The organism is Paenibacillus sp. FSL W8-0186 (assembly GCF_037969765.1).
Classification (GTDB): domain Bacteria; phylum Bacillota; class Bacilli; order Paenibacillales; family Paenibacillaceae; genus Fontibacillus; species Fontibacillus woosongensis.
The window spans coordinates 244,708-269,842 of record NZ_CP150207.1; the positions used below are offsets into that span (position 1 = coordinate 244,708).

15 protein-coding genes are annotated in these 25,135 nt (G+C 50.6%); 8 read left to right on the forward strand and 7 right to left on the reverse strand.

The features are described from left to right. Positions 1-18: 18 nt before the first annotated feature. Positions 19-3,981, reverse strand: coding sequence for an endo-1,4-beta-xylanase (locus MKX50_RS01205; RefSeq protein ID WP_339158176.1), 3,963 nt, complete (start codon positions 3,979-3,981; stop codon positions 19-21). Positions 3,982-4,949: 968 nt separating this feature from the next. Between MKX50_RS01205 and ahpC the strand changes: the two genes are divergently transcribed. Beyond that, entirely contained in the window at positions 4,950-5,513 is a 564-nt protein-coding gene (gene ahpC, locus MKX50_RS01210; RefSeq protein WP_155612393.1) for an alkyl hydroperoxide reductase subunit C, read from the forward strand. A 13-nt stretch (positions 5,514-5,526) separates the two neighbouring features. Further along, the gene (gene ahpF / locus MKX50_RS01215) at positions 5,527-7,059 is read left to right on the forward strand and encodes an alkyl hydroperoxide reductase subunit F (RefSeq protein WP_213594656.1); all 1,533 of its coding nucleotides are present in this window, start codon (positions 5,527-5,529) and stop codon (positions 7,057-7,059) included. Positions 7,060-7,110: 51 nt separating this feature from the next. Here ahpF and shc read toward each other — a convergent pair whose 3' ends face one another. From shc to MKX50_RS01240, 5 genes are all read right to left on the reverse strand, one after another. Continuing rightward, positions 7,111-9,009, reverse strand: coding sequence for a squalene--hopene cyclase (gene shc / locus MKX50_RS01220; RefSeq protein ID WP_339158177.1), 1,899 nt, complete (start codon positions 9,007-9,009; stop codon positions 7,111-7,113). Between the two features lie 223 nt (positions 9,010-9,232). Continuing rightward, positions 9,233-11,494 (reverse strand): glycoside hydrolase family 3 C-terminal domain-containing protein, encoded by a 2,262-nt coding sequence (locus MKX50_RS01225; protein WP_339158178.1) that lies wholly within the window; start codon positions 11,492-11,494, stop codon positions 9,233-9,235. A gap of 67 nt (positions 11,495-11,561) precedes the next feature. After that, complete coding sequence (locus tag MKX50_RS01230; protein ID WP_213594650.1) at positions 11,562-12,800, reverse strand: PTS transporter subunit EIIC; 1,239 nt, start codon at positions 12,798-12,800, stop codon at positions 11,562-11,564. 347 nt (positions 12,801-13,147) lie between these two features. Then, complete coding sequence (locus MKX50_RS01235) at positions 13,148-15,643, reverse strand: helix-turn-helix domain-containing protein (RefSeq protein WP_339158179.1); 2,496 nt, start codon at positions 15,641-15,643, stop codon at positions 13,148-13,150. Positions 15,644-15,722: 79 nt separating this feature from the next. Continuing rightward, positions 15,723-16,658 (reverse strand): YafY family protein, encoded by a 936-nt coding sequence (locus MKX50_RS01240; RefSeq protein ID WP_339158180.1) that lies wholly within the window; start codon positions 16,656-16,658, stop codon positions 15,723-15,725. A 119-nt stretch (positions 16,659-16,777) separates the two neighbouring features. Between MKX50_RS01240 and MKX50_RS01245 the strand changes: the two genes are divergently transcribed. The 6 genes from MKX50_RS01245 (at position 16,778) to MKX50_RS01270 (ending at position 24,561) form a co-directional block, all read left to right on the forward strand. Continuing rightward, on the forward strand, positions 16,778-17,227 hold the full coding sequence (locus MKX50_RS01245; protein ID WP_213594637.1) for a VOC family protein: 450 nt from the start codon (positions 16,778-16,780) through the stop codon (positions 17,225-17,227). A gap of 221 nt (positions 17,228-17,448) precedes the next feature. Further along, positions 17,449-19,242 (forward strand): sensor histidine kinase, encoded by a 1,794-nt coding sequence (locus tag MKX50_RS01250; RefSeq protein WP_339159962.1) that lies wholly within the window; start codon positions 17,449-17,451, stop codon positions 19,240-19,242. Next, positions 19,235-20,794 carry a response regulator transcription factor gene (locus MKX50_RS01255; RefSeq protein WP_339158181.1) on the forward strand — a complete coding sequence of 520 codons (1,560 nt, stop codon included), beginning with the start codon at positions 19,235-19,237 and terminating at the stop codon, positions 20,792-20,794. Before MKX50_RS01250 ends, MKX50_RS01255 begins: the two co-directional genes overlap by 8 nt. Before the next feature lie 122 nt (positions 20,795-20,916). Further along, entirely contained in the window at positions 20,917-21,873 is a 957-nt protein-coding gene (locus MKX50_RS01260; protein ID WP_213594633.1) for a sugar ABC transporter permease, read from the forward strand. Positions 21,874-21,891: 18 nt separating this feature from the next. Next, positions 21,892-22,779, forward strand: a complete 888-nt coding sequence (locus MKX50_RS01265; protein WP_339159964.1) for a carbohydrate ABC transporter permease — start codon at positions 21,892-21,894, stop codon at positions 22,777-22,779. A gap of 81 nt (positions 22,780-22,860) precedes the next feature. After that, a complete protein-coding gene (locus MKX50_RS01270) occupies positions 22,861-24,561 on the forward strand; it encodes an ABC transporter substrate-binding protein (protein WP_339158182.1) in 1,701 nt (566 codons plus the stop codon). A gap of 78 nt (positions 24,562-24,639) precedes the next feature. Here MKX50_RS01270 and MKX50_RS01275 read toward each other — a convergent pair whose 3' ends face one another. Next, on the reverse strand, positions 24,640-25,029 hold the full coding sequence (locus MKX50_RS01275) for a helix-turn-helix domain-containing protein (RefSeq protein ID WP_339159966.1): 390 nt from the start codon (positions 25,027-25,029) through the stop codon (positions 24,640-24,642). Between the last annotated feature and the right edge of the window lie 106 nt (positions 25,030-25,135).

Here is a 25,135-nt window from a genome sequence, read left to right on the forward strand (position 1 = left end):
CTTGTTTGTTATCCGTGCCTACAGCTTCCAAATGCGGTACAGGATGGCCGCTGCCTCAGCGCGGTTGAGCGAATCATGCGGCGCCAGCTTGTCGTTCTTGCCGGCGACGATGCCGCTCTTCACCAGAGCTGCGATGCTGTCTTTGGCATAGTCGGCAACGCTGTCTGCATCCGTATAAGCGTCCAGGGCTGCGGTGCCTTCGGATAGCTTGCCAGCGGCTGCAAGTGCGCGTGCTGCCAGCGCCATCATATCCTGGCGGGAGATCTCGGTGTCAGGTCTGAAGGTATTGTCCGCAAACCCGGCGGCGATACCGAGCTCCCTGGCAATGGCCAATTCATGGCTGTAGTAAGCCGTGGATGGGACATCGCTGAAGGCGGCCTCACTGCGGCCCGTGCCTTTCAGCTCCAGGGTTCTGATCAGAAGCGCCAGAAAGTCCGCTCTGTTGATAGCTGCTTCAGGAGAGAAGCTGCTGTCATCTGTTCCTTGGATGATATCGCGAGCCGCCAGCGCATCGATGGCTCGTTTGGCCCAAGGGACATTGTGCAGATCTCCAAAGCTCATCGATGAGAAGGCTACAGCATAGGAACCGAAATGATCAGTTTGGAAAACAACCGTTCCCGCTGCTGCATCATATCTTCCGTTCGGAATGGCTGTCGCGTTGCCGTTGCCGTCAATATACAGAACAACGATCTGTTCCGGATGGTTCAGCTCTTCTGCGGACGGCGTGTAAGGAATGGCTACCGTGATTGGGGCATCAGGGTTATTCCAGGCGATGACATTATCACCTGCCGTGATGCTCAGGTCGATCGCCGGGCGGCTGCCGACCCGCTCCCGGGTAGCCGCACTCCAGCCCTCAGTTGAGGCTGCGCCTACGCGGACAGATACTTGATCAGCGTCTACGGCCGCGTTGGACAGCAGTCCGCTCGGAATTTGCAATGTCGCTTGATCCGTCTTCAATAATAGCTGGAAGGCTTCCTGCCCCTTCAGGCTCTGCGCTGGCAGCTGCACCTCATAGGACGCTGCCTCTGTCTGTTCCGCCACGTCAATGACGATTTGTTTCTTGCCATTTGCGGCAGGAGTGGCTTGTTCGAGAGCTTTGCTCAGGGTGTCTTTAGAAATCGTAGCCGTTGCATGCCCGTTATCGACTTTGACTTCCGGTTTAATTGTGACTACACCGTCTTTGCTCTCCACAGTTCCTTCTTGAGGGGCAGATCCGCTGCCGCTATTGGTGCTACCGCTGCTGCTACCGCTTCCGCCCTTGCTGCTTCCGCCTGGGGCAGCTGGCTTGCCGATGAGAGACAGCACGCCGTACACGGAAGTATCCTGGTATCCGTTGCCGGTTGTGTCGTTCCACGTGGCTACGCTTTGGCGGGCGCCGTCTTTGGCGTCATTGATTTGGGCGTCGAAGCCTACTTTCATATTGTTGGCCGGTGTAATCGTTTTGAACGGAATCTTCATTTCCACCGTGTAGTTCGAACCGGAAACATGGACAGCCGATTCGAAGCCTTCAGCGAGGCTTGGCGGATTAAACGAAGTCTCGTTAGCAAAATTGATTCTATACTGCCCGTCGTCATCTTGATAGAACGAGGTTTTGGCATTATTCTCGTCCAGGAAGACTTCGACGGAATCATGCTCCCATACGTTAGCGCTGGATTTGTCGAGCTGGGAGTCGCTTACCTGGACCAAAACGTACAGGTTCTTGTCATCCCACAGCGCCTTGGCAACTCCGTTTGCTCCCTGCCAAGCCATCTGATACTGGTTAATTGGCATGCCCGGGGTGTCATTCCATACGGCGTCAATCGTTCCGTCAATGACCGGAGTGGCAAATTTGGCCGTGGACTGGTTGGCATTGCCTGTCTCAGGCTGATGCTCCTCGATGAATTTATCCGGGTTAATGACACCGTAATAAGCCGGTTTGGCCTGGAGATTTTTATCAAATAGCAATGGATTGCTTGAAGCTCTCCAGCTTGTGGCATCATCGAGGCCCCAGAACGTAACGCGGGCGATATGATCGGCGTGCTCCTTGTAGATTTTGAACAGCTCTGCGTATAAATAGCCTTGCGCATTGGCAAGTTGCTCGGAGAGCTGATAGTTGCTGCCGGCTTGAATGTCCAGCTCGGTGACGCTCACTTCCACGCCTAAGGAAATGAACTTCTCCAAGGACAGCTTGACGTTGGCCGGGTTCGTGTTCACCGAATAATGCCCCTGCATGCCGACGCCGTCGATCAGCAGCTTGCCTGGGTGTGTCTTGGCGTAATTCTCATTGATTTCTTTGACCATGCTGTAGATGGCCTCGGCTTTGTTCTGGTTATCATCGTTGTAATCATTGTAGTACAGCTTGATATCCCAGCCCTTCTCGTCCAGCACTTCCCGGGCGGCGAGGAACGCCTGCTCGATATAGTCCGGACCGATGGCCTGATACCATGGAGCCTTGCGCAGCGCCTCTTTCCAGTCGGACGGATTAGGCGGATTATCGTTCATCGCTTCATTGACGACGTCCCAGGAAATGACTCTGTCGCCGAAATGCTCAACGACCGTCCGGATGTGGGCTCTTAAGTTCGCAAGCGCCTCATCCCGGCTCAGGGGAACCGTATTGCCTGCTGCATCCGTCGTCGTATTCATCCATGCCGGCGATTGCTGATGCCAGACCAGCACGTGTCCGTGCATCTGCATTCCCTCGGCTAGAATTTTATCCACCATCGCATCGGCGGCATCAAAGGTAAAGTCCCCTTCGGTTGGCTGCAGCGCATCCGGCTTCATGGCGTTGCCCGCCGTGGCCACGTTGTGATGCATCTTCAGCAGCTCAAGCCGAACGCCGTCGAGATCCTCTGCGGATATGGCGCTGCCGATCAGGAAGTCAGATTGATAAGCGTCTTTGATCGGAAGCAGGTCCTTCTGGATATCGATCGGTCCGGCGCTTGTTTTCTCGAAGCTGATATCGTCAATATAGAAGGAGGCCGCGGCGTTATTGGAGCTCTCCACGTAGATCGTTAAGTATTCATCGCCGACGCTGTTATAACGGTAGGTTCCCTCAAACTGGACCCAGCCGTCGCTGGCATTGATTGTTTTAGGGGCGAGTGCGACATAATTCGCGCTGCCGCCGTTGCCGATTTGCGTGGACAGCTGAAGCTGTGAGCTTGCAGGGTCGATCAGCTTGACCCAAGCGGAAATCTTGTATTCGCTGCCCTTGTCGACGTATTCCTCGACGCGCAACGACGGGCCATGCCAAGTCGATGTTCTGCCTTCTACCTTCAAAGCGCGGGAGCCGCCTTCGGTATGATTGGCTTCTTCGGTGACGGTCAGCGTTTCTGTGCCTGCACGACCCTCAAATCCGCCGGTCGTTCCGTCCTCGAAGGTGATGGTGGTGAACTCCTTCGCTGGCGGTCTAGGCGGTTCAGGATTGCCGCCGCCGGAATCGGCCTTCTCGGTGATCAGGATGTCCCCGATGTAGAAGGGAACGGAGGCTCCTACATCATTGGATTGAATGCGCAGAGCCGTATCCATGCTGGTATCGACGGTAAACTCTCTGGTCAAAGAAACAGCTTTGCCAGCTTCATAGTTAACGCCGGTCCAGTTCCCATAGCTATTCACAGTTAGAAGAACAGCCTGGGCACCGCTTGGTATGCTCTCGTTCGCATCCACATAGACGGATGCTGTGACGGTGTAAGTTTTGCCGTTAACCAGGTGGATGTCGGCAAATTTGAAATCAACTGCGTCATAGTCATTCGTTCGGTTGCTGACATATAGGGCCGCACCATCATCGTTCCCGTCAAAGACCTTGCCGGTGACCGGTGCCAGTTGAGCGCCACCCGACTGTGTCGCCACGCCTTGGCCGCTGGCAAAAGTCTCGTGATAGACTTCTACCGCATCATTCGTGGCCGATGGCGCCGCTGCATTCGCTTCTGAAGGCAGCCAGCCTAAAGGAATAAGCAGGATTACTGCAAGCAAAATCGAGATGCCTTGCTTGATCATTTTTCCCATTCGTTGCATTCCCCCTACAGTAGATTGGTTAAAACGGTAAAGCGCTTTCAATTGATTGAAGGAGTCCTCCTTTCCCACCCCAAATCATAGCATCCGTGCAAAAAACGCTTCTAGCTAGAAATTAAAGATTATTCCGTAGTTTTTAAAGATAAATTTCCATTTGTGCTCTTTAGGCTGGGGAACAGAGGGGCTGTGTTAATAGAGCATTGCGTTTAGCGGGATATCGAGTTAATGGGTTACACCCATAGTAAGACCACTTTGATTGTTGGGACTGTGGCGCTCGCTTGGTGGTTAGATTGTCGGCGGCGGTTCAGTTTCGGCCCCTGGTTTTCGTGGTAATTTAAAAACGAAATGTATTTCATACATCTAGTTAAGCTCTTTTTATAAAAAAACCATGCGCTAAATGGAAAACATGCAGTTAGTTTGTCTGAATTGAGCTAATTCGTCGAAAAAGCTTTTAACTAAATGTAGGTTCTGCAGTTAGTTCTCTCTAACATGGCCAAAACCGATGATCTACCTGCATGAAATACACTTAGCCATCTTAGCTTAGCTTACTACCTCACCTCACCTCACCTCACCTCACCTCACCTCACCTCACCCTAACTACCCTAACTACCTTACTACCCTATTTCCACCCTTATCCCTATCCATACCCTCTCATGACCCTCCAACCTTCCTATTATAGAAGCAAGAGGACTACCTTACGCCTCCAAGACATCCGGAAAAAGAGAACGGGCTTAAGGAAATATGAGCGGCGGTTGGCAGTCGGCTGTCCGCAGCCCAATAAAATCTTCCTTTTTAGGACATCATAAAATTATGAAGACTTCGTGAAGATGTTTGACAATGAGAATCAATAGCATATAATAATGATTATAAATAAGAATTAGTTTTAGTTGAGTGAGACGGTGTGATAAACTAGTCTTAAGCTTCTATCACTAATTGCGAAAATTTAGGAGGTAAGATTAACCATGGCATTGATTGGAACAGAGGTACTACCGTTTAAAGCAATGGCTTTCCACAACGGTGAATTCATCGAGGTATCTGACGAGAACTTCAAAGGCAAATGGAGCGTAGTTTGCTTCTACCCAGCAGACTTCACATTTGTGTGCCCAACTGAGCTTGAAGACTTGCAGGATCAATATGCTACATTGAAAGACCTTGGCGTAGAAGTATACTCCGTATCCACGGATTCCCACTTCGTGCACAAAGCATGGCATGACAGCTCCGAGGCCATCGGCAAGGTTACTTACATTATGATTGGTGACCCATCCCATACAATTTCCCGTAACTTCGACGTGCTGGATGAAGCAAGTGGCATGGCGAACCGCGCTACATTCATCATCGATCCAGACGGCGTAATCCAAACGGTTGAAATCACTGCAGACGGCATCGGCCGTGATGCAAGCACACTTATCGACAAAATCAAGGCAGCTCAATACGTACGCAAACATCCAGGCGAAGTGTGCCCTGCGAAATGGAAAGAAGGCGGAGAAACATTGAAGCCTAGCCTTGATCTCGTAGGTAAGATCTAAGGAGAGAGAAATCATGAAACTGGATGCAGACATTAAACAACAACTGGAGCAATATCTTCAGCTTTTGGAAGGCGATGTTCTGCTGAAAGTCAGTGCAGGTAGCGATTCTGTATCTAACGACATGCTGGATCTAGTGAATGAACTGTCCAGCATGTCGGACAGAATCACAGTAGAGCGCACGGAATTGGCTAGAACGCCAAGTTTTAGCGTAAATCGTGTAGGTGAAGAAGATACTGGCGTAGTATTTGCCGGCGTTCCATTGGGACATGAATTCACTTCGCTCGTTCTGGCACTGCTTCAAGTCAGCGGCAGAGCTCCAAAGGTAGAACAAAGCGTAATTGATCAAATCAAGAGCATTAAAGGCGAATATAACTTCGAGACTTACGTAAGCCTATCCTGCCACAACTGTCCTGACGTTGTGCAGGCACTCAACTTGATGAGTATTCTGAACCCTGGCATCACACATACGATGATCGACGGGGCAGCCTTCAAGGAAGAAGTGGAGAGCAAGGACATTCTGGCCGTGCCGACCGTTCACCTGAATGGCGAGTTCTTCGAGAGCGGCCGCATGACGATCGATGACATCCTTGCGAAGCTGGTTACCTCGGATGCCTCCGAGTTCGAGAACAAAGAGCCTTATGACGTCCTGGTCATCGGCGGCGGACCAGCCGGCGCGAGTGCGGCGATTTATGCGGCACGCAAAGGAATCCGCACAGGTATTGTGGCCGAGCGCTTCGGCGGTCAGGTTAATGATACCTTGAGCATCGAGAACTTCATCAGCGTGAAGTACACGGAAGGGCCTAAACTCGCTGCCAGCCTTGAAGAGCATGCGAAGGAATACAACATCGATATCATGAAGGCACAACGTGCGAAACGTCTGGAGAAGAAGGATCTAATTGAAGTTGAGCTGGAAAATGGCGCAATTCTGAAGAGCAAGACCGTCATCATCTCCACAGGAGCCCGCTGGCGCAATCTGGGCGTACCTGGCGAAGCAGAATATAAGAACAAAGGCGTAGCCTACTGCCCGCATTGCGATGGTCCTCTATTCGCAGGCAAGAAGGTTGCCGTAGTAGGCGGCGGAAACTCCGGTATTGAGGCAGCGATTGACCTTGCAGGTCTTACCGACCATGTTACCGTTCTGGAATTCATGCCAGAGCTGAAGGCAGACTCTGTACTGCAAGAACGTCTGAATAGTTTGCCAAATACGACTGTTATCAAAAATGCGCAAGTGAAAGAAATCACGGGTTCGAACCGAGTTGACGGCGTCAGCTACATCGAGCGCGAGAGCGGCGAGACAAAGCATCTTGATCTCGAGGGCGTATTCGTTCAAATCGGCCTGGTTCCAAACACCGACTGGCTCGGTGACACGATTGAGCGTACTCGCATGGGTGAAATCGTGGTTGACAACCATGGCGCAACTAGCATCCCTGGCGTATTCGCTGCCGGCGACTGCACGAACTCGCCTTACAAGCAAATCATCATTTCGATGGGATCCGGTGCTACCGCAGCTTTAGGTGCATTCGATTACCTGATTCGGAATCAATAATATATTTATGAACGGCCTTGGTCCTGATCTATTTTGGGACTGGGGCCGTTTTTAGTTATGCTTGTCATCATATTTCCTTCGATAGTGGCTCAGCGCCAGGAGCGGCCAAATGTACCGGTAGCTGTGATAATGAGTATAAAAATGGCCGGGAAGACCCGCGCCTGTCGGATAAGTGCTCTTCCAGTTGTCTTCATGCAGTAATGCGATAAGCCTGCGGATTCCTGCATTTATCGCAGACGTTGGCTGCGTGTGCACAGCGATAAGCGCGTCCAGCGCCCATGCGGTCTGGGAGGGAGTGCTGTTCCCTAAGGGCAAATAACGCTGCAGGCGGTCACTGTGGCAGGATTCGCCCCATCCGCCGTCTGGATTTTGGATGGTTAGCAGCCAGCGGGTTCCTTTTTGTATCCCCGCATCGCTTGCCGGAAGGCCGACAGCCGCTAGTCCCGTCAGTGCAGCCCATGTCCCATAGATATAACAGACGCCCCATCTTCCATACCAGGAGCCATCCTTTTCCTGATGTTGGAGCAGCCACCGCGTTCCTCGCTGAATCCATTCCAGCCGGGTATCCAGCCCGGCGAAGTTCCCGAGATATTCCAGGGTCCGGCCTGTAAGATCCGCCTCCGAGGGATCAATGGCCGCGGATTTGGCGCCGTCGATGGCGAGCCAGGTCAGCAGCTCATGATTCGTGTTCTTCTCGAATGCCGGCCATCCGCCGTCGTTATTTTGCATGGATATGACCCAATTTAGTCCGCGGTTCCACGATGCCAGGCAGGCAGGATCGGTATGGGACAAGCCCGCGATCACCCGTAGAGCCGCCGTTGTATCATCCACATCGGGATGGAGTGTATTGGTCTCCGAGAATCCCCAGCCTCCGGGAGGGGTGTCCGGATTGTGAATGCTCCAATCTGCCACCTTATGCTGTTGTCTGGAGAGCAGATACGAAGCGGCACGCCGAGCTGCTGGATGATCAGCGGCCATTCCGGATTCTTGCAGAGCATAGGCGAGCAAAGCAGTATCCCACACAGTAGAAGGGGAGTTTTGGATCGTTGTTTTACCATCATAGCGGCATTGCATAGCGGTAAGCCCTTGAATGGCGCGGGTAATGAGAGGATGCTGCCGATCATACCCAAGAGCCAGCAAGGCGAAAATCATGAGAATCGTGCTGCTGGCATAGCTGTAGAGAGTGCCGTCGGCCTCGATCCGCTCCAGCATAAATTGCTCAGCCTTGGCTGTAGCGGCTTTATGTATTTTATGGGGTGTCCCGATAAGCCGGTTTAGACCCGCTTGTATGCCGTCCAGCATATCCTGATAGCCGCGAGGGAGCTGCTCGTCCTCCTCCATAGGCCGGCTGCTGAGATCGGACAGATCGGGAGCATGAGCTCCCTTTATGGAGAAACTCTTGTCGGCCATGATCAGCATCGGGGTAAGATGAACCCGGGAGTAACTGGAGAAGTCAAAGAAATTCATCGGAAAATCAGCCGGAAGCAGCAGAAACTCCAGCGGGATGAGCGAGATGGATTTAGGCCATTTCCTTTGCCCTGTGGCGGCGAGGATCGCTTTGGTCAGGAGATTGGTGACCGCCCCAAGTCCGCCTTGAGATAGAATATACCGTTTGGCCCGCTGTATCGGTTCGTCAGCTGCTTGGCTGCAACCAGAATAGAGCAGGGCGTAATAAGCCTCCACCGAAGCGGATAGATTCCCTTCTGCTTCATCGAAGAACCATTTCCAGCAGCCCTCGGGCTGCTGCTCTGCCAGGATCCGGTCATGGAGCTGGCGAATCAGCGCCTCATTCTCAATGCCCAGCGCCCGAAAGAGGATGATCACATACGCATCGATCACCGTCCCATTTTCAAAGCAAAAATGCCAGGACCCATCCTTACGCTGCTGCTGAATCAGCGTTGTGGTCAGCCGCTTGATTTCCTCATCCACTGCATGGAGCACGTCGCCCATCCTTGGGTACCTCCGAGGTATGTCTTTTTAGCATTATATGAAGGCAGGGGAGGGGAAATGAGGGGGAAGACGCAAAGAACATCTCCAGAGAGCTGCCCACTATCTAAACAGATAGGGGAAAACCCGCTTGGAGATGTTCTTGAATTATTACGATGAAATTTGGTTCAAGCTCAGAGTATCAAAGCTCAAAGCTCAGAATGGCTTGTAGCTTACTGCATATTTCTTATTGCCGTTCATACTCAGCGATCATCTCTGCGATCACATCGTCCGGTGAACGATCGACCAACCAGGTCTGGCCAAACATCTGGAAGATCTTAATGGCCGGGAAGTCGCCCCAGAAGCCAATGAATACATCGTCCAGAATGACTTGCTCGCTGACATGCTTGTTCATCTCCGCAAGATAAGCTTCAAAGATGCCTCTCGCCTTCGGTGTGTTGATCCAGTCGTTCAGCAGGCTGAACTTGTGGAAAGAGACTGGCTCCAAGCCGAAGTCGCAATGAACACGTTCACGCAAGCGAATGTCCCGGGAAGAACTGCCGATCGCGATTTGGAAGTACCCTGTCTCCGCCACCCATTTGTTGTACTTCGTGTTGTAATAAGCGAAGTCGCGTTCCTCCAGTACGAATTGAACCTGCTGCTTCTCGCCGGGAGCAAGGGCAATCTTCGCAAATGCTTTAAGCTCTTTCTCCGGACGGCCCCAGCTGCACTCTTCATCATGAACATAGAGCTGAACAACCTCTTTACCGGACATCTTCCCGGTATTCTCTACTGTAAAGCTTACGTTCACATTTCTGCCCTGCTGAACAGCCTTCAGATCGGAGTAAGCGAAGGTCGTATACGACAAGCCATGCCCGAACGGGAATTGCGGCGCCAGCTCCTTGCGGTCATAGTAACGGTAACCGATATAGAGCCCTTCGCGATAGTAGAGCTTGCCGTTCTCGCCGCGAATCCGCATATGCGCCGGGTTATCAGACAGCTTGACAGGGAAGGTCTCCGACAGCTTGCCGGACGGATTGACGCGTCCGAACAGAATATCGGCAATCGCCTTGCCGCTGCCTTGGCCGGTCAGCCAGGAATGAAGCACGCCTGGCACATACTGAACCCAGGAATTCATCGCTAGTGCTGATCCGCTGCTAGTAACGACGATGCAGCGAGGCTGAAACTCTGTCACCGCCTTGATGAGCTTCTGCTGATGAACCGGCAGCTCAATCGTCTCCAGATCGTGCATTTCTGATTCAACATACTCCGGCTGACCGACGAACAGTACAGCAACGTCTGCGGATGCTGCAAGCGCCGCACTCTCCTGAATCATTTGCTCATCGATGCGGTCATCCTGCGGATATCCATCCGCATAGATCAGGTCAACCTGATCGCCTGCGATGTTCTTCAGTTCATCGAATGGAATGTCGACGCGGGTCGGGGTTACTCTCGCACTGCCAGCTCCCTGAATTCTTGGGTGCTTCGCAAACGTTCCGATGACGGCCATTTTGGACAGCTTCTTGGAATCAAGCGGCAGAATGCCATTGTCATTTTTCAACAATACGATACTTTCCGCAGCCGCCCGGCGCGCCAGTTCATGATAATCCACGTTCGCAGGAGCCGATTCGATATTCGCTTCCTTAACCTTGCGCACAAGCTCGATAATACGGCCAGCGGACTGATCAACAACCGCTTCGTCCAATTTGCCCTCCTCGACGGCCTTTACAATCGCTTTAGTATTGTAGTAAGCAGGGCCCGGCATTTCCAGATCCAGACCTGCAGCCAGGCCGCGAATCCGGTCATTGACAGCGGTCCAGTCCGAGATGACTACTCCGTCATAGCCCCATTCCTCGCGCAAAATATCGTGCAGCAAGTGCTCATTCTCACTCGTATAGGAGCCGTTAAGCAGGTTGTAGGAGCACATGACGGTCCATGGATTGGCTTTTTTCACAATCCGCTCGAAGGCAGAGAGGTAAATTTCACGCAATGTCCGCTCATCGATTTCGGAGCTTGTGACGATTTTTTCGAACTCCTGGTTGTTCCCGGCAAAATGCTTCAACGAAGCGCCGACGCCTTGGCTTTGCAGACCGTTCACGAAGGCGGCTCCAAGCTCGCCCGACAGGACCGGGTCCTCGGAATAATATTCGAAGTTCCGGCCGCCCAGCGGCGTACGCTTCATGTTGATCCCAGGCCCTAAGAGCAAATCAACCTCCATATCGCGTCCTTCTATTCCTAAGGCCACACCAAGTTCATGCAGCAGCTCCGTGTTCCAGGACGAGCCGATCGCAGATCCCGTAGGATAGCAGGTTGCAGGGATATTCTCCCCGGTGATGCCCATCTCTTCATTGCTGTTCGTTTTACGGATTCCGTTTGTTCCATCGTACATTTGCAGAGCGGGAATCCCGTGTTGTTCAAAGCCCTTTGTCATCCACATATTTAGTCCGGCGCAGATGGCCGCTTTTTCTTCCAAAGTCATAGCCGCGAGCAGTTCTTTTGTTGGTTTCATCGTTATGTCTCTCCTATCGTTACAAATTTCGTCGTTTAGAAAGTCCACTTATGATCACAAATTTAAATTATTCAGCAGCAGCGAGCTGCTCTTTCTTAAGCTCTTGCTTGTCGTACACTTTGAAGAACGGGAACCAGACGAGGAACATCTGGAACAATACAATTGCCAGAAGCACGACGCCCTTGAATCCGGTCAAGAGGTACGTGGAGATACCGATCGGCGTATACCAGAGCTGGAACACTTTACTTGGAATGTCTACCAGCCCAAGATCAAGCACGATGTAGACGATAATCGGCGTAATGATGCCGTTGATCCACATTGGAATCATCAGAATCGGGTTAAAAGCGACCGGAGCCCCGTAAATGACCGGCTCATTGATATTGAACAGCGAAGGGACAATCGTTGCTTTCCCGATCGATTTTAATTTTTTCGACTTCGCGAACATGAACCAGACAATCAGCGGCAGAGTGGCCCCGAGTCCGCCGACGCCGACCCAGCCGGAGAAGAACGTCTCGAACGTGTTGATATTGACCGGCTCCAAGCCTTGGGCGACGAGCGAAGCGTTCTGTTCTATCGCCGGAATCCAGATCGAGTAGAAAATCGGAGTCATGACCCACGGACTGACACCGAAGGAATAGAGCAGAACTCCGATAAAGTTGAACAAGACGAAGCCAATTAAGGTCTGGCTAATTTTTTGCAGCGGGTTGAAGATGTTTACGATCAGTGCAAACATATCGAAATGCAATTGGTAGATCAGAACCCAGCCGATCACAAGAACCAGAGCAATCGGAACGAGAAAGTCGAACCAGTCCTTAATGAACTCAGGCAGGGTCGTATTTTTTTTGAAAAAAGAGAATCGGTTAAAGACATTAAAGATAGCAGCTACAAATGCACCCACCAATAGAGCAGTCACCATCCCCGAAGGCCCGAAGCGCTCCAGGACGAATTGTACCGTTCCGTCGTCACTGAAGGTCGGCTTGAGCAGCATCATGAACAGGGATAAGCCAGTTGCGCCCGCTATGAGCTTAATCTTGTCGTGTCCCTTCTTCTGCATGACGGTATATGGTGTCAGAAAAGCAATAAAGATGCCCAGCAATCCAAAGCTGAACGTCGTAATTGGCGACAGATCAGGCATGCCTGGGATGAAATCATTCAGAATGGACACTAAGGTTATCAATGAACCAATGAAGATCATCGGTAATGCGACCATAATCGCTTCCTGAATGGAATCGACCCAGACATTCTTCGTAAATGCTTCTAATCGTGGGGCGAAATTCTCTTCCATCCACTTCATTAGACGTTGCATTATGATTCCTCCTATATCGTTAAGCTTGGTATGGATGACTTACAAGATCATTATAAACAGCCCTGATAGCGCTTTCTCGTTGTTCCTTGTCCTCTGTGGGTATGTTTCTTGTTGTGTTGGTTGTTCACTTTCTAGATGGATACGGGCTTCGCTCAGCCATACAGCAAGAAACACCTCTTGGGGCGGATGAAGCTGGATGGTGAGGCAACCACGCCCTTCAATAGCATGTAGTTGGGCGACTGTTTTCATGCAGAATGATCACATATTGTAACGCTAACCATACGAAAAGGAGCGCCATTCCCGCATCCAGCGAGAACAGTCACTCCTTTTTTACTAAAGTCCATATATCAATACTGTGGCTGCAAAGTCAGCAGCAAAATGCCATGCGGAGGAACGATATAAGTATGCTCTAAACGCTCCGCCGCAGCCAGCCATTCAATTTGCATTTGCGGTCCGCTCCGATGCTGCAGGAACTGGAGCTCTTCTTCGGTCGGGTAGGCTGGCGCTCCCAAGCGAATCCATTCGTCGAAGACAGAGCCGTGCTCGCGATCTAGCCGGTAGCGGGTTACTTTATAGCCATGCTCCCGTTCATTCAGCTTGATATGGTAGGCGCGATTCCCCTTTTCCTCAAAAATGGTGTACCTGCTTAGCTCCGTCAATCCCGACCAGTCGCCGCTGGCGAAGAGCTGATCTACATGGGCGTAATTATACATTAGGATTTGCAGGCTGCTATTCTGGCCGCTCGTTACGATGTACCCGTCGCCTTGGGATACAATACGGTCCCCGAGCTTGGCGAGCAGCTCGAAGGCGTAATAACTCGGCTTCTTCAACCCGTTGCGGTTCATGAGGCCAAACCCGCCATACAGCATCGAGGAAGGCACCTGGCTCTCCTCAAATACATCCGTAAATGACCAGTAGGCAAGAGATTCTAGCGTACCCAGCGTCTGCAGCGCATGATGGACGACGAACGCGCCCATGAACATCGTATCGTGAATCAGGTTGCGGTCATAGAGCGAGAAGTTCCACTCCGTCATATGCAGCTCCAGATCCGGCATGGCAGTCGCGGCCAGCTTCGATCGTAACCGTTTCACACTGTCCAAATAGAACGTAGGAGGCATCAGAGTCGTAAGCTTGGGCTGTTCTTCTTTCAGACTCGGATATTCCGAATAGACATGGAACGAGAAAAAGTCGAGCGGAGCTTGTCTGTCGCTGCAGAATGCAATGAATTCCTCCGTCCAGTTGTCGTTCCAGAGCGAGCCGTAGCCCATCGCAGGACCGCCTACGCGGAGCCGTGGGGAGATGGACTTGATCGTCTTCGCCGTCTCGGCATAGAACTGGAAATATTCCTGCTTGGAACCCGCCCAGCATACCCCGGAGAGATCAGGCTCGTTCCACACTTCGAAGTACCACGAGGATACTTCCTCCAAGCCGTAGCGGTTCAGGCAGTGCCGGACGAATTCACGAACTAGCGCATTCCATTTATTCTGATCCCGCGGCGGAGCAATATGCCCTCTCCACCAGAAAATAGTCTCCTTCGAGCGAGCCAGTGCTGAAGGCATGAAGCTTAAGGCGACGAACGGGCGAATCCCGGCTTGGAGCAGGAAATCGTACAGTTTATCCACATAAGCCCAGTTGTAGATCGGCTCGCCATCCGCTGTCTCCGCATACACCATCATCTCATCATTAAAAATACCGTGAAAGCGGATATGCGAGAACCCAAGTCTGCGCTGCAGCTCAAGAAATTGTGCCTGCCAATCAGCACGCAGGCCTTCCACCGCCCTGCCAGCTGTCGTAAGCCAGCTCCAGTGCTTCGTATACGGAGTACCCGCCGCCTTCTCGTCGACGAGGATTTCCACTTCATCATAAAGGACGCTGGATGCGGAGGAGAGGACAGCCGATGCTTGCGACGGCTCCAAATACCGGTAGAGCGATTCCATCGCCTGAATCGTATCCACCTCATAATAGTCGGCGCTTGTCGATTCCTCATAGGTGAGCGGCTTCCGGTCAGGGTCCACAGGTTTTGCCGCCGTGAGGGCCTCGCGGAAGGCCCCGGGGGTCGTGTCATATTTCTCTTTAAAATATTTATTGAACAGCTTGACGTTGGCGAAGCCGCAATCGAGCGCAATCTGAGTCACGCTATGATTGGTGTCCATCAATGCATTAACTGCCTTCTCCAATCGGACAGAGGTCAGATATTTCTGGAACGGAATGCCGATCTTGTCGCTAAAGAAATGGGAGAAATAATGAAGGCTTAAATGCTCCTGATCGGCAATCGATTGCAGCGTAATTTTCTGGCTGTAATTATGGTCGATAAATTGCAGCACGCGGTTCAGCCGCTGATAGTCATAATCGTTGACATTGTTCTGCTTCTCCTCCGTCAATTGGATAGAGAAGTAGCGCATCAGATGCCCCGCCAGCATATGCAGAAGACCCAGCGAATAATTCCGGCTGCCCTGCGTCTTCTTGCTCGCTTCCCGGGCCATCTGGGCCAGATAGCGGCGAATGCTGTCATAGATATCCTGGCTCTCTGGCGTCTGATACAGGGAATTACACGACACCGCCCGCTGCTCGTCCAGCAGATCCGGACTAAATTGCAGCGTAAGCAGGACATTATCCTGATTTGTACGGTCGATCTGATGCACAGACATGCTGTTGACTACGATAATATCATCTTGCTTCAGTTCATAATTCCGTTGATCCACATGAATGGTAATCGCGCCCTGCAGAACATAAATAATTTCAACCTCCTTATGCCAATGAAAAGGGACATATGCGACACTGTTCACGAACAGCCTGATCGGCAGATCCTCTTGATATTCGATAAACTCGTAGAGATAACTCATCGGCAAGGGCTCCTTTCTGACGGGAGAATAGTCTTATTCTTGAGGTTCTCCGTTATTTTATTCGGGGGTTCTCACGGCATCATAATTGCTGATAGTGATGTAAGAGACGCTCTGCCCGGTCTTGGATCATTCGTCTCAGGGATTCAGGCTTCACGGATACAACAGAGCTGCCATATCTCATCAAATAATCAGCTATAAACGCCTCTTCCCCCGGATTATAGAATCCCCGTATGACCGTCTTCTTCCCGCAGTCCAGGCTCATCGAAGGGTAATGTTCTTTATAGAAAAGATCCTTGGCCTGTTCTAAAATCTCCACTTCAAAGTCAATACTATGCTTAGATTGATAAATTTCTAACGAACGGTGAAGGAGCTCGTCTATAGTAAAAGGAGCTTCAGCCTCCACTTCTTCTACAGAAGTGATCCGGTCACATCTGAACACCCGATACTGCTGCGTACTTAACTCGATTCCGGAAGCATACCATTGACCAAACTTAGCGGATATTTTGAAAAATTGAACATGGTAGCTTGTTTGCATATTTTTCCGATATTGAATCGTACAGCTGCTTTCCTGAAGAATGCTTTTCAGAATGCGATCTAGATACCGGCTCACATGCGCATGCTGGACCATTTCAAACTGCAGGACTTTTCTCATGCTGCGGATCTGCTGGAGCTGTTTATCGGAGAGGCAGTGTTCAAACTTTTCACCCAGCTTATTCACACTAAGGTGAAATGGCGTGGATTGATAAGCCTCCAGCGTCAACATGGCAAAATACAGAGCATACACCTCGTCCATCGTGAAGACAATGGGGGATAGCAGCCTGTTCTTAAGGATTCCATATCGTCCATGCCGGCCATGCTCGGAGAAGATCGGCATGCCTAATTGCTCTAATGAATGAATGTCGCGCAGGGCGGTGCTTTTGGAAATATCGTATTTATCCATCAGGTCATGTAAATTAAAAAACTCCCGGCCGTTCAAGTATCGGATCATGTCATTTAGTCTTTCCGATTTCTTCATCCTGGATCTCCTTATAAAGGTGTCATATTTTGATACCTTTATAAATTATGATGAGTTCAAGGGCAAAGATCAAATGTAGATGAGATGTACCTAAATCACGATCAAAGGAGACTGATCCCATGAGTGCAACATTAGAAGTAGCTATTTTCTTGTCCATGAACGGAAGGGCGAGAGAGGCTATCGATTTTTACAAAAAACATTTCAACGCCAAGGAACTGCTGTTGGTGACCTATGAGGATATGGCCAAGCTCGACAGCTCGTTCCAGCTTACGGACGCGAATAAGCATTATATCACGCACTCCGTCCTATCCATCGGAACAACAAAGATCATGCTGGCAGAGGACACCATGGACCCTCGGGAAAAATACACGGTCGGCAACAACACCTCCTGGTGTATTCAAAGCGCAGACCTGGAGGAAATTGAACATTTCTACAAGAGCCTGACTTCAGATGATCGGGTGAGGGTCATTGTTCCCTTATCCAGCAATGTGTTCAGCAAGGCGTACGGGATTATTGAAGACCCGTTCGGGATTCAGATTCAGTTGATGTATGATGAGAGATTGCGGTGAGAAGTGCTAGATGATCCCGATCCCAAGTTCACATGCCATATGAAAAAGTCCCTAATTTGAAAGGAGCCATAAGGCTCCTTTTTTGCATACCGACATACGCTTCATGACCATTAAATATGATGAAGAAGATGGCTTGTTTCATCTGCATTATGAATCGGATGAGGTGATGTCTGAGAGGTGCTGAAATTTTTGGACTAAGAGACCAAGGAGAATCCAAAATGATGAAGCTAACCGGGATCCTCAATGATATTAAGCTGCGAAATAAACTGTCATTGATTTTCATTGCTGCTGCCGTTATACCGATGCTAATCAGCGGTGTCATTCTTACGGTGCAGCTTCGCGAAATTTTAATTGCGGGCGCATTTCAGCAGGCTGTGAGCAATGTGGAGCGGGTAAGACAGCGAACCGAGGAGGTGATCAAGGTTCCCTTGGACATCTCTTATCGGCTCTCCAACGATTCGCGATTAAAGACCGTCGTGAACCGGGAGTATGGCAGCAATTACGAAGTTGTCCATGCGTATAAGCAGTATACCGATCTCAGGAGCTACGTCCATATGTATAAGGAAATCCAGGGGATCCGCCTGTACACTCCCAATTCAACGATGCTGAATAACTGGGATTTTATGCAGCCTGATGAGGTTATACAGAGCCTGCCTTGGTATAAGCAAGCGTTAGAGCAGAAGGGGCTTGTCGGGTGGAGTTTTATAGAGGATGAGCGGGATGGGCAATCCTATCTAAGTCTGGTGCGCAGAATTAACCTCGAAGACTGGCTGTATGATAGCGTCCTTGTCATCAACGTAGATACGGTGCTGCTGGAGGCGATATTAGCCCAGGAGACCTTCGCCACATGGATTGTGGATGACCAGAATAACATTGTAGCGGCGAACCGTCCGGATTTGTACGGGAAAAATCTAAAAGAAATGCATGGGGACAACCCGGAGATGTTAACGAGGAGTGAAGGAAGCTTTGACGTCATGCTGGCGGGGCATCCGTCCAAGGTTGTCATATCCAGTCTTAGTCTCCAGAATAGCTGGAATGGACTGAGAGTCATCTCGGTCTTCCGTATTCCGGAGATTGTAAAGGAAGCAAATGGGGTGATCGGGCGCGCGGCACGGGTCATTGCCGCCAGCTTCTTCGCCGCGATTCTGCTAGTGTACAGCTCGGCCTCCCTCATTACAAGGCGTCTGCTGCGTCTTAGCAAGCATATGTCTAAGGTGGGGAGCGGGTCGTGGAAAGCGTTCCTGACGATCGACGGCAAGGATGAAATCGGACAGCTGTCCCGACAATTTAACGGGATGGTCGAGCGGCTGAATCAGCTGATGAATGAAGTAGAGGAGAGCAACTACCAGAAGAGCCTGCTGGAGCAGAAGCAAAATGATATCAAGTTCAAAATGCTGGCCAGCCAGATCAATCCCCATTTTTTATTTAATACGCTCGATTCGATCCGCATGGAGGCGCATGTTCGCGGGCAGGAGGACATCGCTGTGGCTGTATGGCAGCTTAGCAGCATGATTCGGAGCAGCCTCGAGATCGGGAACCGGGCCATCCAGCTGCGAGAAGAGATGAATATCGTGCTCTGTTACCTTGAGCTGCAGAAATTCCGTCATGAGGAACGGCTGCAGTACGAGTTAAATATTGAACCGGATGCGGAGCAGGTCGAGATTTTGCCCCTCATCATTCAGCCCTTGGTGGAGAACTCCATTATTCACGGCCTGGAGAATAAAGAGGAAGGAGCTACCCTAGTCCAAGTTCATGTATATCGCATACAGGAGGGCGTTCGAATTGAAGTTATCGATAATGGCGCGGGGATTTCGCAGGACAAATTGCTTGAAGTTCATGGCCATCTGGAGGACCTGGAAGAAGAGGCGGCGGATCGGAGAATTGGACTTCGCAATGTGCATGACCGGTTAATCCTCTCTTACGGCAAGCCGTACGGGCTTCGCATCGATAGCGTAGAAGGGAAAGGAACTAGCGTGTCATTTTTAATCCCGAAGGAGGGTCATATGCATGTATAAAGTGATGATCGTAGACGACGAGCCTAAGCTCCGCAACGGACTGAGAACCTTGATTCCATGGGAGTCTATCGGCTTTGAAGTCATTGGGACAGCGGCCAGTGGAAAAGAAGTGCTTCGCTCATTCGATACACAGCTGCCTGACCTGCTCATTGTCGATATCCGCATTCCTGGCATGAGCGGCTTGCAGCTCATCCAGGAGATCCGTACTCTCGGAGTGCCTATGCGTTACGTGATCGTTAGCGGCTATGCCGACTTTGAATATGCCCGGACAGCGCTGCAGCTAGGAGCCGACGGCTATTTGCTGAAGCCTGTGAACAAGGACGAAATGACCTCATTGTTAATAAACGTGCGAGAGAAAATGGTGCAAGAGAGGCAGCAGCAAAGCTCTGGGCGCAGTGACCCCCCATCGAAGGAGTGGCTTATATATTCGCTGTTATCAGGCAGCGCTAATATGGATCAAAGTACGGTTCAGGACATGGCCATGGAATACGAGTTAAGCTGGCCGGAATATGAAGTGGTGCTTGTGGAGGTTCGGGGGGAGGGCTCCAGGAATAAAGCCGACATCCATCGCTTCCGCGAACAGCTTGCTGATCTGTTTAACCGTCAGAAGCGCGGTGTTGTTCTGGATACTGCTGCTTATATCGCCATACTGCTCAAGAATCCGCTGGAGGGGGAAGAGGAAAGGCTGGAGCTCTATCAGGAATTGCAGCACATATCTGGAGAGCTGCGCCCTTACATAACGATAGCCGCAGGCGGCAAGGTGAAGCAGCTGCTGGAGATTAGGCAGTCCTACACCGCATCCCAAAGTTTATTGGAGAAGAGCTTCTTCTATGGTCAGGATGCCATTCTATGCCCCGATTCTTCCACAGCCAGCCTAACCCAGGGGACAGAACTGGATCGCTGCGAGCTGCCGGATGTACAGGAATGGGGCTTTCGGTTATTTTACCTCATCGATGTCGGGGATGGCGGCTATCTGGAACCCTTATTGAAGGATGCGGCCCAAATTTATATGAACAAGGGATGCAGCGAGCAGGAGGTCAAGGAGGCCTTCTTCCAAATGATCAATGAAGTGATTCGGAGGATTTCAGCGAAAACATGGCACGATGCAAATTTGGCATGCAGTCCAGCGCAATTTCTAAGCAGTATTTACGGACACCATACTCTGGCCCGGTTAATTGAAGATGTGCTTAGCGTACTGGAGAAATTGTCGATCGTGTCCGCTTCCTCGGGTCAACATAGCGAAATTAAGAAGATGCTGGATTTTATAGACCGCCATTATGCGGAGAACCTCAAGCTGGAGACCTTAGCCCGCATGTTTAATTACAGCAGCGCTTATTTAGGACAAATTTTCAAGAACAAGACGGGGGAGTACTTTAACACCTATTTAGATAAGGTGAGGATTCAGAAGGCGAAGGAATGGCTGGCCCAAGGGGACAAAGTATATGAAGCAGCTGAGAAGGCCGGTTTCTCGAGCGTAAACTATTTCTACAGCAAATTCAAAAGGTACGATGGAAAATCTCCATCCGATTATCAGAAAAAAGCTAAAAATTGATGGAAGTGATTGAAAAATTTCAGAAACAATCGAAGATGTTGGAGGAATTTATGCGAAATCCCTAGTCTGTTGGGGTGCTCCCCTCCTGCGTTACTATGAAATGCAGGAAGGGGGCGAAAGGGATGAAAGCGGTAACAAGGGGTGAGCCGGAGCTGGGATTAACCAGGAAAAGGACAAAGTGGACCACATTCAAAAACCAAAAAGTGCTGTACATGATGTCCGTACCCTTCGTGCTATGGGTTCTGGTGTTCCAGTACTTGCCCTTATGGGGCTGGACTATGGCTTTCCAAAATTACAAACCGGGAAAGAGCTTCCTCGAACAGAAATGGGTAGGCTTCGAGCACTTTGCCGCTTTATTTCAGGATGACCGATTCTATCTGGTGCTTAGAAATACCCTGGCTATGAGCAGCTTGGGGCTTGTCGCTGGATTTGTATTCCCTGTCATGTTTGCGCTGCTGCTAAATGAAGTGAGGGTACAGGTGCTGAAGCGTTTTGTGCAGACGGTATCGTACCTGCCCCATTTCGTATCGTGGGTTGTGGCCGCCGGGATTGTGAGTAAAATGCTGTCCACAGACGGAGGCGTCGTGAATGCTGTCTTAATGAGCCTTCATGTGATAGACCAGCCTATTCAATTTATGGCCAAGGGCCACATGTTCTGGGGCATTGTAACCGCGGCGGACGTCTGGAAGGAGACCGGCTGGAACGCCATTATTTACTTGGCTGCCATTGCGGGAATTGGACCGGAGCTGTATGAGGCGGCGAGAGTGGATGGAGCCAGCCGATTGCGCCAGATGTGGCATATTACGCTGCCGGGCATCCGGCCGACGATTATCGTTCTATTAATTATGTCGATCGGTCATTTGATTGGCATTGGATTTGAGAGACAGTTTCTGCTTGGCAACCATATGGTCAGTGATTATTCCGAGGTCCTCGATTTATATTCTCTAAAATATGGGCTTGAAATGGGACGGTATTCATTTGGTACGGCGATTAATATTTTTAATTCCGTCATCAGTCTCATGCTGCTGTTTATTGCGAACGGAGCGTTCAAGAGAATAGCGAATGAGAGCATCATGTAAGGGAAGGAGGAGCTTGCCATAGCATCCAAATCGTTATTCGACAGACTGTTTGACGTCGTGGTCTATGTTCTTATTACGCTCATTACGATCATTACACTGTACCCGTTCTTGAACGTGCTGGCGATTTCTTTTAACGATTCGGTAGATACCGTCAGGGGCGGCATTACGATCTATCCGCGAGACTTCACCTTGCAGAATTACAAGCTGATTTTCAGCTACGACGGTCTTATTACCGGGTTTAAAATATCCGTTCTGCGTACGGTAGTCGGCACGATTGCGGGACTGATCAGCGGCTCGATGCTTGCCTTTACGCTGGCCCGGACGGAATTCCAGGGCAGAAGGTTCATCTCGACCTTCCTGGCGATCACGATGTACGTGTCAGGCGGGCTCATTCCGGGCTTCGTTCTGATTCGTAATCTGGACCTGGTGAACACGTTTGCCGTCTATATTTTGCCGGGGCTGGTAAGCGCCTTCAACATTTTTGTCATCCGGTCGTTTATTGATGGGATTCCGTATTCCCTTCAGGAATCTGCGAAGCTGGATGGGGCGAATGATTTCACGATTTACTATCGGGTAATTCTTCCGCTATGCAAGCCGGCACTGGCTACTGTTGCTCTGTTCCTTGCCGTGGGCCAGTGGAATTCCTGGTTCGATACTTATTTATTTAACGGCTCTAACAGCAAGCTGACTACCTTGCAATATGAATTGATGAAGGTGCTGCAGAGCACGACCGTGAATGCGAACAATGTCCGCGGGGACAACATGAACCAATTGATGGCCCAGATTTCTCCGGATTCCGTTAAGATGGCCATTACGATCGTAGCCACGGTTCCGATTCTCGTCGTATATCCGTTTCTGCAGAAGTATTTTGTGAAAGGGATGACTCTCGGCGCAGTCAAAAGCTAGGGGAGCCCGATGATCCGTGAGACCGGTATCGTCAGGTGTGGACCTGTTCAATACGCAATCATAACTAAGGGGTGTGATCATATGAGGCTAGGAAGGAAGGGGCTGGCAGCTACACTACTCGTTCTGCTGATGCTGTCTACGGCATTAACGGGTTGTGGCGGGGCCAGAAATGGGGAGCAGCCTGACGAGTCGCAGCAATCAGACACCATACCGTCTAATGAAGTTATCACGTTGACGTATTTCTCTGAGGATCCGAACCCGAATTGGAATAAGATGCAGGACCGTATCGGCAAAATCATTACCGAAAAGACGGGTGTCATCCTGGATGCCGAATTTGCGGTGGGCGATCCAGGGCAGAAGGTGTCCATTATGGCCGCTACCGGGGAGTACCCTGATCTCATCGCTGCCAAAGCCGATTTGGGCAAATTGGTCGATGTCGGCGGGGTTCTTGATTTAACCGACTTGATTGAACAGCATGCGCCCAATATTAAGAAGATGTTAGGGGATAAGATTGTCCGGGCCAAATACAGCCTGGAGGATCAGTCGATCTATGCCATTCCTACCTGGTCCGCAGTAGAGGAGAAGAAATTTAGAGCAGAGCACGGCTTCGAATTGCAGCATCGGGTTGTAAAAGAAGCCGGCTATCCCGAAATTCGCACCCTTCAGGATTATGAGAAAGTCATCTCCGACTATTTAGCGAAGTATCCTACCGATGAGAACGGAAATAAGAATATCGGCCTTTCCCTGAATGCAGATGATTGGCATATGTATATGGTGACTAACGTGGGCTTCATGACGACGGGCGCGCCTGATGATGGAGAATATTATGTGGATCAGGAAACCTTTGACGTGACGTATCACTTCCGCCGCCCGGAAGAGAAGGAATATTTCCGCTGGCTGAACCACATGAACGATATCGGCCTCTTGGACCCGGAGAGCTTCGTTCAGAAAACAGATCAGTTCAAGTCTAAAGTAGCATCAGGACGCGTGCTTGGTCTCATTGTTCCGATGTGGGAATTCGGGGATGCGCAGCAATCGCTGAAAGCGGCCGGCAAGTTCGATCATACCTATGGTCATTATCCAGTAACGCTGAGCAAGGAATATAAAGATCCCAGCTTCTGGTCAGCCGGCTTTGACGGAGGATATGGCGTAGCGATTTCCAGTCAATGCAAAGATCCTGTAGCTGCCATCAAGTTTCTGGACTACCTGGCTTCCGAGGAGGGACAAATTCTGGTGAACTGGGGCGTGGAAGGAATCGATTACGTCGTGGAGAATGGCAAACGATTTGTGCCTAAAGACATTCAGGACAAAATGGACCGGGAGGGCACGGCTTACACCAAGGAATCCGGCCTTGGATTCTACTGGAACATGATGGTTCATTATGGAGATGGAATCAAAGATTCCACAGGCAACTATTTCACCAAGACGAATGCCGAGGAGCTGACGGCTTCCTACAGTGAGCCGGAGAAGGAAGCACTGGCCGCATACAATATAGAGCATTGGAAGGGCCTCTTCCCTAGTGAAGAGGAATTCCCGGAGAGAAAGGCCGGCGCAGTATACAACATCTCCTTGCCGGCAGATAACAAGGCGACTATACTGGGAGCCAAAATGAAGGATATTACTTGGAAGCGCATCCCGGAAGCGATTATGGCGAAGCCAGCGGACTTCGATGCCATTTGGGACAGCTACATGAAGGAGCTTGATAAAGCCGGCGTCAAGGAGATGGAAGAGGCTTATGGCCAGTTTGTTAAAGACCGGGTTAAGCTGTGGTATGGAGAGTAAGAATATAGCGTGAACTGGAACTGCCAACTTGTTGGTTGGCAGTTTTTTTGTTGCAAGAATTGACTGCCGATGGCTTGCTTAAGATTTGGCGGCTGGCTCGCTGGCCGTGTGCTGAATATATTCCAGGTGTTGAAATCCCCAGCCGCACATCTCCGTCAGTACCTTGTGGAGAGATTTGCCGTAGTCCGATATGGAATATTCCACTTTAGGGGGGATTTCTTGATGAATCGTGCGGATCACCAGGCCGTCCCGCTCCAGCTCACGCAGCTGATTAGTCAGCATGCCTTGCGTGATATTCGGGAGCAGGCGCCGCAGTTCGCCGAAGCGTTTCGTGCCGTCCTGCAGCAAAATGAACAAAATTAAGGGCTTCCACTTTCCTCCGATCACGCGGAGTGTGGTCAATATGCCCGCTGTCTTTCCGTCATCGCGCACCTCATCGCGCATCTCGTCTTGCATTTCGTCTTCCATCATCGTCCGCGCCCCTTTCGTATGAGCACCTGTTTAACACAGATTTTACCAGAGGGCTAAGAAATAGAACAGTACGCTCATTTGCAGTACTAAGTACGGTATACCG

Bases quoted from the DNA above. Each gene is read 5' to 3' on its own strand.
- MKX50_RS01255 (WP_339158181.1), top strand. From the start codon at position 19,235: ATGTATAAAGTGATGATCGTAGACGACGAGCCTAAGCTCCGCAACGGA.
- ahpC (WP_155612393.1), top strand. From the start codon at position 4,950: ATGGCATTGATTGGAACAGAGGTACTACCGTTTAAAGCAATGGCTTTC.
- MKX50_RS01250 (WP_339159962.1), top strand. From the start codon at position 17,449: ATGAAGCTAACCGGGATCCTCAATGATATTAAGCTGCGAAATAAACTG.
- MKX50_RS01270 (WP_339158182.1), top strand. From the start codon at position 22,861: ATGAGGCTAGGAAGGAAGGGGCTGGCAGCTACACTACTCGTTCTGCTG.
- MKX50_RS01205 (WP_339158176.1), bottom strand. From the start codon at position 3,981: ATGGGAAAAATGATCAAGCAAGGCATCTCGATTTTGCTTGCAGTAATC.
- MKX50_RS01275 (WP_339159966.1), bottom strand. From the start codon at position 25,029: ATGGAAGACGAAATGCAAGACGAGATGCGCGATGAGGTGCGCGATGAC.
- MKX50_RS01225 (WP_339158178.1), bottom strand. From the start codon at position 11,494: ATGAAACCAACAAAAGAACTGCTCGCGGCTATGACTTTGGAAGAAAAA.
- MKX50_RS01230 (WP_213594650.1), bottom strand. From the start codon at position 12,800: ATGCAACGTCTAATGAAGTGGATGGAAGAGAATTTCGCCCCACGATTA.
- MKX50_RS01245 (WP_213594637.1), top strand. From the start codon at position 16,778: ATGAGTGCAACATTAGAAGTAGCTATTTTCTTGTCCATGAACGGAAGG.
- MKX50_RS01240 (WP_339158180.1), bottom strand. From the start codon at position 16,658: ATGAAGAAATCGGAAAGACTAAATGACATGATCCGATACTTGAACGGC.
- shc (WP_339158177.1), bottom strand. From the start codon at position 9,009: ATGGGCGACGTGCTCCATGCAGTGGATGAGGAAATCAAGCGGCTGACC.
- MKX50_RS01235 (WP_339158179.1), bottom strand. From the start codon at position 15,643: ATGAGTTATCTCTACGAGTTTATCGAATATCAAGAGGATCTGCCGATC.
- ahpF (WP_213594656.1), top strand. From the start codon at position 5,527: ATGAAACTGGATGCAGACATTAAACAACAACTGGAGCAATATCTTCAG.
- MKX50_RS01260 (WP_213594633.1), top strand. From the start codon at position 20,917: ATGAAAGCGGTAACAAGGGGTGAGCCGGAGCTGGGATTAACCAGGAAA.